The organism is Pseudomonas sp. AC229 (genome assembly GCF_979254655.1).
Genome location: NZ_CEEDHK010000015.1, coordinates 1 through 15,730 on the forward strand (window position 1 = coordinate 1; position 15,730 = coordinate 15,730).

A 15,730-nucleotide genomic window follows, 5' to 3' on the forward strand; every position below is an offset into this window, starting at 1 on the left:
GCGACCACCGAGATCTACACCGGCTCTACTTCGTCGGCAGCGTCAGATGTGTATAGGAGACAGCCCCCCGCCCGCGCTGTTATGAACCCACCGGCCACCCGGCCACCGCCATAACAACAATCCAGGAGGCGCAATGAACGCCGTGCACGCTCTCAAGCCCGATCCAATCCAGGCCCACAACCCCATCGGCACCGACGGCTTCGAGTTCGTCGAATACACCGCGCCGACGCCGGAAGGCATCCAGCAATTGCGTGAGTTGTTCACGGCGATGGGCTTTACCGAAACCGCCAAGCACCGTTCCAAGGAAGTGTTCCTGTTCCAGCAGAACGACATCAATTTCGTGCTCAACGGCAGCCCCACCGGCCATGTGCGCGAGTTCGGCCTCAAGCATGGCCCCAGCGCCTGCGCCATGGCCTTCCGCGTACAGAACGCCGCGCAAGCCGCCGCGTATGTGCAGTCGCAAGGCGCCAAGCTGGTGGGCAGCCACGCCAATTTCGGCGAGCTGAATATTCCCTGCGTTGAAGGCATCGGCGGCTCGCTGTTGTATTTGGTTGACCGTTACGGCGACAAAAGCATTTACGACGTCGACTTCGAATACATCGAAGGCCGCACCCCGAACGACAACGCCGTGGGCCTGCGCGAGATCGATCACCTGACCCACAACGTCAACCGTGGGCAAATGGATGTGTGGTCCGGCTTCTACGAGCGCATCGCCAACTTCCGTGAAATTCGCTACTTCGACATCGAAGGCAAACTCACCGGCCTGCTGTCACGCGCCATGACCGCGCCGTGCGGCAAGATCCGCATCCCGATCAACGAGTCGGCTGACGATAAATCGCAAATCGAAGAATTTATTCGCGAGTACCACGGCGAAGGCATTCAGCACATCGCCCTGGCCAGCGACGACATCTACGCCACCGTGCGCCAGTTGCGCGCCAACGGCGTGGACTTTATGAGCACGCCGGACACCTATTACGCCAAGGTCGACACCCGCGTCGCCGGGCACAGCGAACCGACTGCCGTGCTGCAGGAACTCAACCTGCTGATCGACGGTGCGCCCGGTGATGACGGCATTCTGCTGCAGATTTTCACCAACACGGTGATCGGCCCGATCTTCTTTGAAATCATCCAGCGCAAAGGCAACCAAGGCTTCGGCGAGGGCAATTTCAAGGCGCTGTTCGAATCGATTGAGGAAGATCAGGTTCGCCGTGGCGTGATCGCAGCGGACTAAGCACAGGAGCAGCACCATGAGCCGCAACTGGATTCAGTTTCCCCTGCGCGAAGGCGACTGTTCACGGCAAGCGCACTGTGACTTTCCCGAAGGCACCTATGAGCGTGAGATGGGCCGCGAGGGCTTTTTCGGCCCCGCCGCGCACCTGCACCACAAGCATCCGCCAACCGGCTGGGTGGATTGGCAAGGCCCGCTGCGCCCCCATGCGTTCGACCTGAATCGAGTGCCGAGCGAAAGCGATTGCCCGCTCGCCGCGCCGCTGGCGCTGCACAACAGCGACGTGCGCATTCGCGTGTGGAAATGCAACGGCGCGATGCGTCATTTGGTGCGCAACAGTGACGGCGATGAGCTGCTGTTCGTGCACGAAGGCAGCGGCCATTTCTACTGTGACTTCGGCCACTTGCAGTACCGCGACGGCGATTACCTGGTGGTGCCACGCGGCACCGCCTGGCGCATCGAGGCCAGTGAGCCGACGTTTATGCTGCTGATCGAAAACACCGACGGCGCCTATCAGTTGCCCGACAAAGGCCTGTTGGGCCCACACGCCATCTTCGACCCCGCCGTGCTCGACCACCCGCATCTGGACGACGCGTTCAAAGCCCAGCAAGACGAAAACACCTGGCAAATCCGCATCAAGCGGCGCAACCAGATCAGCACCGTGACCTACCCGTACAACCCGCTGGACGTAGTCGGCTGGCACGGCGACAACACCGTGGTGCGCCTCAACTGGCGTGACATTCGCCCGGTCATGAGCCACCGCTACCACCTGCCGCCGTCGGCGCACACCACCTTCGTGGCCAATGGTTTTGTGGTCTGCACCTTCACGCCGCGCCCGGTGGAAAGCGACCCAGGCGCGTTGAAAGTGCCGTTCTATCACAACAACGACGACTACGACGAAGTGCTGTTTTACCACCGTGGCAACTTCTTCAGCCGCGACAACATCGAGGCCGGCATGGTCACGCTGCACCCCTGCGGCTTCCCCCACGGCCCACACCCCAAAGCGTTGAAAAAGAGCCAGGAAAGCCCGGCGACCTTTGTCGAGGAAGTGGCGGTGATGATCGACACACGGCGTGGCCTGGAGATCGGCGAAGCCGCAGCGGCGGTGGATGTGGCGGCGTATGTGGATTCGTGGCGGGCGCCGGGAAAAGGTTAGACCGGTGACTGCCGCGGCCCTCTCCCCCGGCCCCTCTCCCGCAGGCGGGCGAGGGGAGGCCAGCCGACCGCGTTCAGTTCCCCTCGCCCGCGCGCGGGAGAGGGGCTAGGGGAGAGGGCAACGGTCACACGCCCTACACAACCTCAACACACTCGAAGATCAGAATTCTATGAAACTCGCATCCCTGAACACCGGCCGTGACGGCCAACTCATCGTCGTCTCCCGCGACCTGATCCGCGCCGTCAAAGTCCCGAGCATTGCCGCCACCCTGCAAGCGGCTCTCGATAACTGGGCCATCACCCGCCCCAAACTCGAAGCGGTGTACCAACGCCTAAACGACGGCCTCGAAGGCGAAGCCTTTGCCTTCGACCAAAGCGCCTGCGCCAGCCCGTTGCCGCGCGCGTATCACTGGGCCGACGGCAGCGCCTACGTCAATCATGTGGAGCTGGTGCGCAAAGCCCGTGGCGCTGAAATGCCGGAAAGCTTCTGGCACGACCCGCTGATGTATCAAGGCGGCGCCGACACCTTTATCGCGCCCCACAGCCCGATTCTGATGGCCGACGAAGCGTGGGGCATCGACCTGGAAGCGGAGATAGCCGTGGTCACCGACGACGTGCCCATGGGCGTGTCGGCAGCCGAGGCGAGCGGGCATATTCAGTTGCTGATGCTGGTCAACGATGTGTCGCTGCGTAACCTGATTCCCGGCGAACTGGCCAAGGGTTTCGGTTTTTACCAAAGCAAACCGTCGTCGAGTTTCTCGCCGGTGGCCATCACCCCGGACGAGCTTGGCGAAAGCTGGCGTGACGGCAAGGTGCATCGGCCGCTCACTTCCCACATCAACGGCGCGCTATTCGGCCAGCCCGACGCCGGCACCGACATGACCTTCAACTTCCCGACGCTGCTGGCTCATGCGGCGAAAACCCGTGCCTTGGGCGCGGGCAGCATTGTCGGCTCGGGCACCGTGTCGAACTACGACCGCAGCGCCGGCTCCAGTTGCCTGGCTGAGAAACGCATGCTGGAAATCGTCGAGCACGGCGAGGCAAAAACCCCGTTCCTGCGCTTTGGCGACCGGGTGCGCGTCGAGATGTTCGACGCGGCAGGGCAAAGCATTTTCGGCGCCATCGACCAGGTGGTCACTGCGTACCGAGGCTGAGCCATGCTGACGCTCTATGACTACTGGCGCTCCAGTGCGGCGTACCGCGTACGCATTGCGCTGAACCTCAAAGGCCTGGCGTACCAGTCGATGCCGGTGCATTTGGTCAAAGACGGCGGCCAGCAGCACAGCGCCGACTACAAGGCGCTGAACCCACAAGGGTTGTTGCCGCTGCTGGTGGACGGGCAGACCCGCATTGCTCAGTCCATGGCCATTCTCGAATACCTCGAAGAGTGCTATCCGCAACCGGCGCTGCTACCCCGCGACCCAAGCCTGCGTGCGCAAATTCGCAGCGTGGCGCTGCACATCGCCTGTGATATTCACCCGTTGAACAATCTGCGCGTGTTGCAGTACCTAAGCGGAACGTTGGGCATAGAGGCGGCGGCCAAAGACGCGTGGTACCGGCACTGGGTTGAGAGCGGCTTGGCGGCGGTTGAACTGAACCTGCAACGTATGCCGAGCGAGCTGTCGATGGGCGAGCGGCCTGGTTTGCTGGAGGTTTGCCTGGTGCCGCAGGTGTACAATGCCCGCCGTTTTAACTGTGACCTCCATGCGTACCCACGCATTCTCGCTGTAGTCGAGCGCTGTAGTTCCCTTGAAGCATTTGCTAATGCGACACCGGAGGTGCAGCCCGACGCTCCCCCGCTGTTGTAGGTGTAAAGGGGCGCGCCGACCACACCAAGGCCGCGCGCCCGCCTTGCTGAATTCCGCTGCGCCACAAGCGCGGCGGGTCCGATCCCGTCACAGATAAAAACAAGTAGGTGACGTTACATGCACGACAGTCAGACCTCCGGCCAGCTCAAACGCGGCCTGAAAAATCGCCATATCCAATTGATCGCCCTCGGCGGCGCCATCGGCACCGGCCTGTTTCTGGGCTCGGCCGGGGTGCTGAAAAGCGCCGGGCCGTCGATGATTCTCGGCTACGCCATTTGCGGCTTTATCGCGTTCTTGATCATGCGCCAGCTCGGCGAAATGATCGTTGAAGAGCCAGTGGCCGGGTCGTTCAGTCACTTCGCACACAAATACTGGGGTGGTTTCGCCGGCTTTTTGTCCGGCTGGAACTGCTGGGTTCTGTACATTCTGGTGGGCATGTCCGAGCTCACCGCCGTCGGCAAATACATTCACTACTGGTGGCCGGAAATTCCGACCTGGGTGTCGGCTGCGGCGTTCTTCGTGCTGGTGAATGCCATCAACCTGGCCAACGTAAAACTATTTGGCGAGGCGGAATTCTGGTTCGCCATGATCAAAGTGGTGGCCATCGTCGGCATGATCGCCCTGGGCTGCTACTTGCTGGTCAGCGGCGCTGGCGGTGAGCAGGCGACCGTCAGCAACCTGTGGGCCCACGGCGGATTTTTCCCCAACGGCATCAGCGGGCTGGTCATGGCCATGGCCTTTATCATGTTTTCCTTTGGCGGCCTGGAAATGCTCGGCTTCACCGCTGCCGAAGCGGATCAGCCGAAAAGCGTGATTCCCAAAGCAATCAATCAGGTGATCTACCGCATCCTGATTTTCTACGTCGGCGCGCTGGTCGTGCTGCTGTCGCTGACGCCTTGGAATCTGTTGCTCGAACACATCAATAGCGCCGGCGACCCGTACAGCGGCAGCCCGTTTGTGCAGGTGTTCTCGCTGCTGGGCAGCAACACCGCCGCGCACTTGCTCAACTTTGTGGTGCTGACGGCGGCGGTGTCGGTCTACAACAGCGGCACCTACTGCAACGGCCGCATGTTGCTGGGCCTGGCGGAGCAGGGCGACGCACCCAAAGTGTTTTCCAAAGTGGATAAACGCGGCGTGCCGGTAAACGCCTTGCTGCTCTCGGCGCTGGTTACAGTGCTGGCTGTGGTAGTGAACTACGTGGTGCCGCAAAACGCGCTGGAACTGTTGATGTCGCTGGTGGTGGCGGCATTGGTGATCAACTGGGCGATGATCAGTTACTCGCACCTGAAATTCCGCCAGCGCATGGAACAAACCGGTGTACGCACCGCCTTCCGCGCCTTGCTGTTCCCCTACGGCAACTACCTGTGCCTGGCGTTTGTGCTGTTTATTCTCGGCGTGATGCTGCTGATTCCGGGCATTCAGGTGTCGGTGTACGCGATTCCGGTGTGGCTGGTCATCATGTGGGCGTGCTACCGATTGAAGCTGTCGCGGGCACGCACTGCCGCGCTGCAAGTCGCCGTCGATTAACCCCTGCGAAAAGCGAAAAGAGCGAACGTCCAATGCTGGAGATTTCCAACAACGTGCACCTACCCGACGCCGAAATTGAGCTGAGCGCCATTCGCGCCCAGGGCGCCGGTGGGCAGAACGTGAATAAGGTCTCCAGCGCCATGCACCTGCGCTTCGACATCAACGCCTCGTCGCTGCCGCCGTTCTACAAAGAGCGGCTGCTGCAATGGCGCGACAGCCGCATCACCAGCGATGGCGTGGTGGTCATCAAGGCGCAGCAATACCGAACCCAGGAACAGAACCGCGCCGATGCGCTTGAACGCCTGAAAGAGCTGATTCTGGCGGCCAGCAAGGTCGAGAAAAAACGCCGGCCGACCAAGCCGACGTTGGGCTCGAAGAAGCGGCGGTTGGAGGGCAAGAGTCAGCGTGGGGCGATTAAGGCGGGGAGGGGGAAGGTGGAATTCTGAGGTTCCGCTTTAAAACTCGATGCTAAAAGCCTCTCCCACAGATTGCGCCGTACCTGTAGGAGAGGCTTCAGCCTCGATTCCTGCAAACACAGAATGTCGCGATCAACCACTCACCTTGGCAATCGCCGCCGCCAGATAATCCAGCCGCTGCTCATCAATTCCCGCCACATTCGCCCGCCCCGAGCTGACCATGTACACGCTGTGCTCATCGCGCAGTCGCTGTACCTGCTCGGCACTCAACCCGGTATACGAAAACATCCCGCGCTGGCTGCCAATATGGGCGAAACGCTCAGTCAAACCATACGGCTGCAATGCCGCCAGCAAACCCTGACGCAACTCGGCAATGCGCACACGCATGGCCTCGACTTCGGCCTGCCAGGTCAGCCGCAAACCCTCATCCGCCAGAATTTGCGCCACCACCGCCGCGCCACGGGCGGGGGGCGTGGACCACAAGCTGCGCGCCATGGCTGCCAATTGGCTGCGCACATCGGTTAGTGAATCGGCGGTGGCGCTCACCACCACCAACGCCCCGGTGCGTTCGCGGTACAGGCCGAAGTTTTTCGAGCACGAGCTGGTGATCAGCACCTCCGGCAACTCAGCGGCGAACAGGCGCACGGCCCAGGCGTCCGCCTCCAGGCCCTCAGCGAAACCCTGATAAGCGAAGTCGATCAGCGGCAGCAGTTCGCGCTCGCGCACCACGTCCAGCACCCGACGCCATTGCGCCTGATCGAGATCAAAGCCGCTAGGGTTGTGGCAGCAGGCGTGCAGCAGCACCACATCGCCGCGCGGAATTTGCTGCAGCGCGGCGAGCATGGCGGCGAAGGCCAGGCGGTTGTCGGCGTCGACATACGGGTAGTGCTGCACCGCCAGCCCAGCCGCCGCGAACAGGGTTTCGTGAATCGGCCACGTTGGATCGCTCAGCCAGATGCCGCGCCCCGGCAAGCAATGGCGAATAAAGTCGCCCGCCAGGCGCAACGCGCCGGTCCCGCCCGGCGTTTGCGTGGCGCCGGCGCGGTTGCCGGTCAGCAACGGCGAGTCGGCGCCCAGCACCAAGCGGGCCATATGCTGGGTGAACAGCGGGTCGCCATGGCCGCCGATGTAGCTCTTGGTGGTTTCACTGTCGACCAGGTGACGCTCGGCAATTTTCACCGACGGCAGAATCGGCGTGTTGCCGTGCGGGTCTTTGTACACGCCCACGCCAAGGTCGATTTTCTGCGGATTGCTGTCGCTGCGGTACGCATCGATCAAGCCGAGAATCGGGTCGCCCGGCACGCGTTTCACCGTGTCGAAATGGCTCACTTCAAGCCTTCCGCTGTTTTGGCCACATGGTCGGTGCGTGCCGCCATGATGAAGTCGTTGCGGTGCAGGCCTTTGATCGAATGGCTCCACCAGGTGACGGTGACCTTGCCCCATTCGGTGAGCAAACCTGGGTGATGGCCCTCGGCTTCGGCAATTTCACCGACCGCATTGGTAAAGGCCAGGGCGTGTTTGAAGTTCTTGAAGTCGTAGCGTTTTTCCAGTTGCAGCACGCCGTCGCGCACTTCGATGTTCCAATCCGGTATTTCCTTGATCAACACCGCCAGTTCGTCATTCGACACTTTTGGTGCATCGGCTTTGCAGGCTTCGCAGTGGGCTAGGTTCAGGGCAGTCATCGGGGGCTCCAGTCAGAAAAGTCAGGCCGCTTTCGGCGGAAATTTTGCGGGGTGCAAGCCCAGTTGGGCGGCTTGGGCAACCATCGCCATGAGGTCTTCCTGGGCGAGGTCGAACAAGCGCTTGAGGTCGGGCAGCACGAAATACAGCGGTTGCAGGATGTCGATCCGGTAAGGCGTGCGCATGGCGTCCAGCGGGTCGAAGGCCTGATGCTCCGGTGCATCGGACAAGCTAAAGAGGGTTTCCTTCGGCGAAGAAAGAATGCCGCCGCCATAAATCCTGCGGCCGTGGGGTGTGTCGACCAAGCCGAACTCGATGGTCATCCAGTACAGGCGGGCAAGAAACACGCGCTGCTCTTTGGTGGCCTTGAGGCCGAGCTTGCCGTAGGTGTGGGTGAATTCGGCGAACCAGGGGTTGGTCAGCAGCGGGCAGTGGCCGAATACCTCGTGGAAAATGTCCGGCTCTTGCAAGTAGTCGAGTTCTTCCGGGGTGCGGATAAACGTGGCGACAGGGAATTGCTTGCTGGCGAGCAATTCAAAGAACGTCTGAAACGGAATCAGCGCCGGCACCCGCGCCACTTGCCAGCCCGTGGTGGCGCCGAGCACGCGGTTGATCTCGCCCAGCTGCGGAATGCGCTCATGGGGCAGGGCCAATTGCTCAATGCCGTCGAGGTATTCCTGGCAGGCACGGCCTTCGACCAGTTTCAGCTGCCGCGTAATCAAGGTGTTCCAGACTTCGTGTTCGGCATCGGGGTAATCGATAAACCCATTGCTGTCCGGCTCGCGTGCCACGTAGTGCGACTGCTTCATCGCTGCCTCTCTTCATTGTTGTTATTGACGACCGCTTGTGGGGCTAGAGATAACCTGTGGCGCGCCTGATTTCAGCTGGGCCTGGGCAGTACGGGGTGATAACGGCGTTCAAAAACCGTAAAGAAATGATGACAACCGAGCGAAAGCGGCGAGGCGTCGTATTGCTGGCGCGCTAATTCGTAAACTATCCTTTACGAAAATTCCGCCGCGTCGTCAGATTTTCCTGATGGCGACGGTGATAGCAGCGCCTATCAGAACAACAACAATGAGCCCGCCATGCGTATCAAAGTCCATTGCCAGAACCGGATTGGCATCCTTCGCGACATCCTCAATCTGCTCGTCGAGTACGGCATCAACGTCGCGCGCGGCGAGGTCGGCGGCGAGCAGGGCAACGCCATCTACCTGCATTGCCCGAACCTGATCAACCTCCAATTTCAATCGCTGCGGCCCAAGTTCGAGGCGATTGGCGGTGTGTTCGGCGTCAAGCGCGTGGGGCTGATGCCCAGCGAGCGGCGGCACCTGGAATTGAATGCGTTGCTGGGGGCGCTGGAGTTTCCGGTGCTGTCCATCGACATGGCTGGCTCTATCGTCGCGGCAAACCGGGCGGCGGCGCAGTTGCTGGGCGTGCGCGTTGATGAAGTGCCAGGCATGCCGCTGTCGCGCTATGCCGAAGACTTCGACTTGCCCGAGTTGGTACGCGCGAACAAATCGCGCATTAACGGCCTGCGGGTGAAGATCAAAGGCGACGTGTTCCTCGCCGACATCGCGCCGCTGCAAACCGAGCATGAAGAAAGCGACGCCATGGCGGGCGCCGTGCTCACCCTGCACCGCGCCGACCGCGTAGGCGAGCGCATCTACCACGTGCGCAAACAGGAACTGCGCGGCTTCGACAGCATTTTCCAGAGTTCGCGGGTGCTCGCCGCCGTGGTGCGTGAAGCCCGGCGCATGGCGCCGCTGGATGCGCCATTGCTGATCGAAGGCGAAACCGGCACCGGCAAGGAACTGCTGGCCCGCGCCTGCCACCTTGCCAGCCCGCGCGGCCAGTCGCCGTTTATGGCGCTCAACTGCGCGGGGTTGCCGGAGTCGATGGCCGAAACCGAGCTGTTCGGCTATGGCCCTGGCGCGTTCGAAGGGGCGCGCCCGGAGGGCAAGCTTGGCCTGCTGGAACTGACGGCAGGCGGCACGCTGTTTCTCGACGGCGTCGGCGAAATGAGCCCGCGCCTGCAAGCCAAGCTGCTGCGCTTTCTGCAAGACGGCTGCTTTCGCCGCGTCGGCAGCGACGAAGAGGTGTACCTCGACGTGCGGGTGATTTGTGCCACGCAGGTCGACTTGTCGGAGCTGTGCGCCAAAGGCGAATTCCGCCAAGACCTGTACCACCGTCTGAACGTGCTGAGCCTGCACATTCCACCCCTGCGCGAATGCCTCGATGGGCTGATGCCGCTGGTTGAACACTTCCTCGACCAGGCCAGCCGGCAAATCGGTTGCCCGCTGCCCACGCTCGCGGCGCCGGCCTTCGAGCGGCTGAACCACTACCACTGGCCGGGCAACGTGCGGCAGTTGGAAAACGTGCTGTTTCAGGCGGTGTCGTTGTGCGACGGGGCGGTGGTGAAGGCCGACCATATCCGCCTGCCGGACTACGGCGCGCCGCAGCCGCTGGGCGACTTTTCTCTGGAAGGCGGGCTGGAAGCGATTCTCGGGCGCTTTGAACAGGCGGTGCTCGAGCGGCTGTATCACGAGCACCCGAGTAGTCGGCAATTGGGCAAACGGTTGGGGGTTTCGCATACCACCATTGCCAATAAGTTGCGGCAGTATGGGTTGGGTAAGGAGTAACGCGTACGGCGCCCCAATAATCGCGGCTAAAGCCGCTCCCACAGGTCAGCGCACGACTGTGGGAGCGGCTTTAGCCGCGATGTTTTTGCGCCAAACGGCGATGTTCGCGGCCTCCGGTAAGACCATGGTCGAATGGCCCAGCGGGGAGGGGAGGGCTACAAAAGGCGCCATACAAAAACAACGATTGCCCGAGGTATCCCCGATGAGTGCTGTGTATCCCGTACGTCCTGAGGTCGCGGCTAACACGCTGACCGACGAGGCCAGCTACAAGTCCATGTACCAACAGTCGGTCGTCAACCCTGATGGCTTCTGGCGTGAACAGGCCCAGCGCCTGGACTGGATCAAGCCGTTCTCGGTGGTGAAACAAACCTCGTTTGACGATCACCACGTCGATATCAAATGGTTCGCCGACGGCACCCTGAACGTCTCGGCCAACTGCCTGGACCGCCACCTGGCCGAGCGTGGCGATCAACTGGCGATCATCTGGGAGGGCGACGACCCTTCCGAACACCGCAACATCACCTACCGCGAGTTGCACGAAGAAGTCTGCAAATTCGCCAACGCCTTGCGCGGCCAGGACGTGCACCGTGGCGACGTAGTAACCATCTACATGCCGATGATTCCCGAAGCCGTGGTCGCCATGCTGGCGTGCGCGCGCATCGGTGCCATTCACTCGGTGGTGTTCGGCGGCTTCTCACCGGAAGCCCTGGCCGGTCGCATCATCGACTGCCGTTCCAAGGTGGTGATCACCGCTGACGAAGGCCTGCGCGGCGGCAAGAAAACGCCGCTCAAGGCCAACGTCGACGACGCCCTGACCAACCCGGAAACCAGCTCGATTCAAAAAGTGATCGTGTGCAAACGCACCGGCTCGCCGATCAAGTGGAACCAGCACCGCGACATCTGGTACGAAGACCTGATGAAGGTGGCCGGCAGCGTCTGTGCGCCGAAGGAAATGGGCGCCGAAGAAGCGCTGTTCATCCTCTACACCTCCGGCTCGACGGGCAAACCCAAAGGCGTGCAGCACACCACCGCCGGTTATCTGCTTTACGCCGCGCTGACTCACGAACGCGTGTTCGATTACAAACCGGGCGAGGTGTACTGGTGTACCGCCGACGTCGGTTGGGTTACCGGCCACAGCTACATCGTTTACGGCCCGCTGGCCAACGGTGCGACCACGCTGCTGTTCGAAGGCATTCCCAATTACCCGGACATCACCCGCGTGTCGAAGATCATCGACAAGCACAAGGTGAATATCCTCTACACCGCGCCGACTGCGATCCGCGCCATGATGGCCCAGGGCAAGGCGGCCATCGAAGGCGCCGACGGCTCAAGCCTGCGTCTGCTGGGCTCGGTGGGCGAGCCGATCAACCCGGAAGCGTGGAACTGGTACTACGAAACCGTTGGCCAGTCGCGCTGCCCGATTGTCGATACCTGGTGGCAAACCGAAACCGGCGGCGTGCTGATCAGCCCACTGCCTGGCGCTACGGCCTTGAAGCCGGGCTCGGCGACTCGGCCCTTCTTCGGCGTGGTGCCGGCCTTGGTGGACAATCTCGGCAACCTGATCGAAGGCGCCGCCGAGGGCAACCTGGTGATCCTCGATTCGTGGCCAGGTCAAGCGCGCACGCTGTACCGCGACCACGACCGCTTCGTCGACACCTACTTCAAAACCTTCCGTGGCATGTACTTCACCGGCGACGGCGCGCGCCGTGACGAAGACGGTTACTACTGGATCACCGGGCGAGTCGACGACGTGCTTAACGTCTCCGGCCACCGCATGGGCACCGCCGAAATCGAAAGCGCCATGGTCGCCCACCCGAAAGTGGCCGAAGCCGCCGTGGTCGGCATGCCGCACGACATCAAAGGGCAGGGCATCTACGTCTACGTCACGCTCAATAACGGTGAAGAACCGAGCGAAACGCTACGCCAGGAACTTAAACAGTGGGTGCGCAAAGAGATCGGCCCGATCGCCGTGCCGGACGTCATCCAATGGGCGCCGGGCCTGCCGAAAACCCGCTCGGGGAAAATCATGCGCCGTATCCTGCGCAAGATCGCCACGGCGGAGTACGACAGCCTGGGCGACATCTCCACCCTGGCCGATCCGGGTGTGGTGCAGCATTTGATTGATACGCACAAGGCGATGCAGCAAGCGGTGGCTTGAGGGTTTCGCTGTGACAAAACGCCCGCTTGGTTGCGGGCGTTTTGTTTTGCGTATTCCTTGCACCCAACACCGTCATTCCCGCGCAGGCGGCGGTGCGACGATTCGGAGTCCAGAGCTTCGAAGAATTGGATTTCCCTGTCAGATACTGGATCCCCGCGTGCGCGAGGATGACGGAGGTTTTAAACACCCGTCATTCCCGTGAAAGCGGCGGTCCGACGATTCGGAATCCAGAGTTTCGGATTTGGCTCGATCTTCGAGCCAATGCAAAACTCTGGCTCCCGAATCGTCGGCCTCCTGCGCGAGGATGGCGGGGGTTTTTATGAAGATTTTTATCCGTCTTCCAGGACCCGGTATCACCCCCGACCCACAACGGGGCAATCGGAAACAGTCTGCCCACTTTGCGGGCGATTTATACCCTCGGAGAAAACAACTCGCCGCACAAAACCCAATGCCCGCAAGGGTTCATAAAAACCTGGCCCAAATCCTGCTGTAGTTTCCGGTTTACCCGCTTCCTCGCCGCTGCCGCTTTTTGCAGCCGCTGTCAATAGGCTAAGTCCTAGTCAAGGCCGTTTTGTAATTACTTGTCGCATTGAAGAAATATCGGCTTTAGGGCTGTCGTTAGAATGCCGCCACCCAGACGCCGCTACTCGCGCGTCGGCCGATGAGCTTCGTCCCTTCGGGTTATCACCCGGCAAAGATGGCGACTCTTCCTATAATTTCACGGTCGGCCTGTTACCCAGCGCACGACCTAATAAGGAGTCCAAGATGAAGAAGCTCGCCCTTCTCGGCGCCCTGGCGGTGTCGCTGCTGTCGCCCCTGGCCATGGCTGATGATGCCAAGCCCCTGCGTATCGGTATTGAAGCGGCTTACCCGCCCTTCGCCTTCAAGACTCCTGACGACAAAATCACCGGCTTCGACTACGACATCGGCATGGCCCTGTGCGAAGAGATGAAGGTTGAGTGCAAGTGGATCGAGCAAGAGTTCGACGGTCTGATCCCTGCGCTGAAGGTTCGCAAGTTCGACGCGATTCTGTCGTCCATGTCGATCACCGACGACCGCAAGAAATCGGTCGATTTCACCGGCAAGTACTACTCCACCCCAGCCAAGCTGGCGATGAAGGCCGGCACTGCCCTTAACGACCCGTTGACTGACCTTAAAGGCAAGAAAGTCGGCGTTCAGCGTTCCTCGGTTTATGACCGTTACGCCACCGAAGTCTTCGCCCCGGCCGGCGCCGAGATCGTGCGTTACAGCTCGCAGAACGAAGTGTTCCTCGACCTGGCTTCGGGCCGCCTCGACGCCACCCTGGCGGACTCGGTGAATATCGACGACGGCTTCCTGAAAACTGACGCCGGTAAAGGCTTCGCCTTCGCCGGTCCAGACTTCACCGAAGAGAAATACTTCGGCGAAGGCCAAGGCATTGCTGTGCGCAAGGGCGACAAAGCCCTGGCCGACAAGATCAGCGCGGCCATCCTGGCCATTCGCGCCAACGGCAAATACAAGCAAGTGCAAGACAAGTACTTCGCCTTCGACGTTTACGGCAAGTAACTCCAGCACGCTGACAGTGGCACAGGCTCGACTGACGGGATGTGCCACTTTTTGTTTGCGCCACAGATCTCTGTGGGAGCGGCTTTAGCCGCGATGCGGTTAGCGCTTAAAGCGAGTGCGGCCAACCGCAGTGCCGGACCGGCCTCTCCCACAGCGACCTTTATTCTCACGGGCTCTTCATCATGCTCAACGGCTACGGCTCGACCATTCTCGATGGCGCATGGCTGACCATTTCCCTGGCGCTGACTTCGATGGCGCTGGCGATTGTGCTCGGCCTGATTGGCGCTGCGTTTCGTTTATCGCCGATCAAGTGGCTGTCGCTGATGGGCGAAACCTACGCCACGGTCATTCGCGGCATTCCCGATCTGGTGCTGATCCTGCTGATTTTCTACGGCGGCCAAGACGTGGTGAACCGCGTGGCGCCGCTGCTGGGCTTTGAGGACTACATCGACCTGGACCCGTTTGCCACCGGCGTGTTCACCATGGGCTTTATCTTTGGTGCGTACCTGTCGGAAACCTTTCGGGGCGCCTTCATGGCCATTCCCAAAGGGCAGAGCGAGGCGGGCGCCGCGTACGGCATGAGCGGTATGCAGGTGTTCTTCCGGGTGCTGGTGCCGCAGATGATCCGGTTCGCCATTCCCGGTTTTACCAATAACTGGCTGGTGCTGGTCAAAGCCACCGCGCTGGTCTCGACGGTGAGCCTGCAGGACATGATGTTCAAAGCCAAGAACGCCGCCGACGCGACGCACCAGCCGTTCACCTTCTACCTGGTGGTGGCAGCGTTGTATTTGGCGATCACCAGCGTGTCGTTGCTGCTGTTGCGGGCGTTGGAAAAACGCTATTCGGTCGGCATGAAGGTGGCTGAATTATGATTTTCGACTTCGCGCCCATCTGGGAAAACATCCACCTGTACCTGGGTGGCATCCTGATCACCCTCAAGCTGCTGCTGATTTCCCTGACGGTTGGTCTGGCCGCCGCCGTGCCCCTGGGCTTGATGCGGGTGTCCCGGCAGCCTTTGGTAAACGCCACGGCCTGGCTGTACACCTACGTGATTCGCGGCACGCCGATGCTTGTGCAGCTGTTCCTCATCTACTACGGCTTGGCGCAGTTTGCCGGCGTGCGCGAAAGCGTGTTTTGGCCGTATCTGTCCAATGCCACGTTCTGCGCGTGCCTGGCGTTTGCCATCAACACCAGCGCCTACAGCGCGGAAATTCTGGCCGGTAGTTTGAAATCGATTCCCCACGGCGAAATCGAGGCGGCCAAGGCCATGGGCATGTCGCGCGCCAAGCTGTATCGCCGCATTCTGCTGCCTTCGGCCCTGCGCCGGGCGCTGCCGCAATACAGCAACGAAGTGATCATGATGCTGCACACCACGAGCCTGGCATCCATCGTCACGTTGGTGGATATCACCGGTGCGGCAAAAACCATCAACTCGCAGTTCTATCTGGCCTTCGAGGCCTATATCACTGCCGGTGCCATTTACCTGTGCCTGACCTTCGTGCTGGTGCGCCTGTTCAAGCTGGCCGAGCGCCGCTGGCTGGCCTATCTGGCGCCGCGTAAGGCCTGAGAATTTC

The 15,730-nt window shown here is 61.2% G+C and carries 14 protein-coding genes; 11 read left to right on the plus strand and 3 right to left on the minus strand.

Annotated features, from left to right (window positions below):
- The first annotated feature begins 133 nt into the window (after window positions 1-133).
- The 6 genes from hppD (at window position 134) to arfB (ending at window position 6,164) form a co-directional block, all read left to right on the plus strand.
- Complete coding sequence (hppD, locus tag AC0IW7_RS19750; protein ID WP_471820281.1) at window positions 134-1,231, plus strand: 4-hydroxyphenylpyruvate dioxygenase; 1,098 nt, start codon at window positions 134-136, stop codon at window positions 1,229-1,231.
- A gap of 16 nt (window positions 1,232-1,247) precedes the next feature.
- A complete protein-coding gene (locus AC0IW7_RS19755) occupies window positions 1,248-2,384 on the plus strand; it encodes a homogentisate 1,2-dioxygenase (RefSeq protein ID WP_471820283.1) in 1,137 nt (378 codons plus the stop codon).
- 169 nt (window positions 2,385-2,553) lie between these two features.
- Window positions 2,554-3,537 (plus strand): fumarylacetoacetate hydrolase family protein, encoded by a 984-nt coding sequence (locus AC0IW7_RS19760; RefSeq protein WP_471820285.1) that lies wholly within the window; start codon window positions 2,554-2,556, stop codon window positions 3,535-3,537.
- A 3-nt stretch (window positions 3,538-3,540) separates the two neighbouring features.
- Window positions 3,541-4,191: a maleylacetoacetate isomerase gene (maiA, locus tag AC0IW7_RS19765; RefSeq protein ID WP_471820287.1), complete on the plus strand. Its 651-nt coding sequence runs from the start codon at window positions 3,541-3,543 to the stop codon at window positions 4,189-4,191.
- A gap of 117 nt (window positions 4,192-4,308) precedes the next feature.
- Window positions 4,309-5,718 carry an amino acid permease gene (locus tag AC0IW7_RS19770; RefSeq protein ID WP_471820289.1) on the plus strand — a complete coding sequence of 470 codons (1,410 nt, stop codon included), beginning with the start codon at window positions 4,309-4,311 and terminating at the stop codon, window positions 5,716-5,718.
- Between the two features lie 32 nt (window positions 5,719-5,750).
- Window positions 5,751-6,164 (plus strand): alternative ribosome rescue aminoacyl-tRNA hydrolase ArfB, encoded by a 414-nt coding sequence (arfB, locus tag AC0IW7_RS19775; protein ID WP_122451812.1) that lies wholly within the window; start codon window positions 5,751-5,753, stop codon window positions 6,162-6,164.
- 102 nt (window positions 6,165-6,266) lie between these two features.
- Here the strand turns inward: arfB and AC0IW7_RS19780 are convergent, their stop codons facing one another.
- From AC0IW7_RS19780 to phhA, 3 genes are read right to left on the minus strand one after another with little or no spacing between them, the layout of a single operon-like run.
- Window positions 6,267-7,463 (minus strand): amino acid aminotransferase, encoded by a 1,197-nt coding sequence (locus tag AC0IW7_RS19780; protein WP_471820291.1) that lies wholly within the window; start codon window positions 7,461-7,463, stop codon window positions 6,267-6,269.
- Window positions 7,460-7,816: a 4a-hydroxytetrahydrobiopterin dehydratase gene (locus tag AC0IW7_RS19785; RefSeq protein WP_471820293.1), complete on the minus strand. Its 357-nt coding sequence runs from the start codon at window positions 7,814-7,816 to the stop codon at window positions 7,460-7,462. Before AC0IW7_RS19785 ends, AC0IW7_RS19780 begins: the two co-directional genes overlap by 4 nt.
- Window positions 7,817-7,837: 21 nt before the next feature.
- Window positions 7,838-8,623: a phenylalanine 4-monooxygenase gene (gene phhA / locus AC0IW7_RS19790; RefSeq protein ID WP_471820295.1), complete on the minus strand. Its 786-nt coding sequence runs from the start codon at window positions 8,621-8,623 to the stop codon at window positions 7,838-7,840.
- Between the two features lie 276 nt (window positions 8,624-8,899).
- Between phhA and AC0IW7_RS19795 the strand changes: the two genes are divergently transcribed.
- The 5 genes from AC0IW7_RS19795 to AC0IW7_RS19815 all read left to right on the plus strand — a co-directional run bounded on the left by AC0IW7_RS19795 (window position 8,900) and on the right by AC0IW7_RS19815 (window position 15,723).
- The gene (locus tag AC0IW7_RS19795) at window positions 8,900-10,453 is read left to right on the plus strand and encodes a sigma-54-dependent transcriptional regulator (protein WP_471820296.1); all 1,554 of its coding nucleotides are present in this window, start codon (window positions 8,900-8,902) and stop codon (window positions 10,451-10,453) included.
- Window positions 10,454-10,655: 202 nt separating this feature from the next.
- A complete protein-coding gene (acs, locus tag AC0IW7_RS19800) occupies window positions 10,656-12,611 on the plus strand; it encodes an acetate--CoA ligase (protein ID WP_463382040.1) in 1,956 nt (651 codons plus the stop codon).
- A 765-nt stretch (window positions 12,612-13,376) separates the two neighbouring features.
- A complete protein-coding gene (locus tag AC0IW7_RS19805; RefSeq protein ID WP_471820298.1) occupies window positions 13,377-14,156 on the plus strand; it encodes an ABC transporter substrate-binding protein in 780 nt (259 codons plus the stop codon).
- 182 nt (window positions 14,157-14,338) lie between these two features.
- Entirely contained in the window at window positions 14,339-15,028 is a 690-nt protein-coding gene (locus tag AC0IW7_RS19810) for an ABC transporter permease (RefSeq protein WP_471820300.1), read from the plus strand.
- Entirely contained in the window at window positions 15,025-15,723 is a 699-nt protein-coding gene (locus tag AC0IW7_RS19815; RefSeq protein ID WP_122451804.1) for an ABC transporter permease, read from the plus strand. The genes AC0IW7_RS19810 and AC0IW7_RS19815 overlap by 4 nt, the downstream gene beginning before the upstream one ends.
- Window positions 15,724-15,730 lie beyond the last annotated feature (7 nt).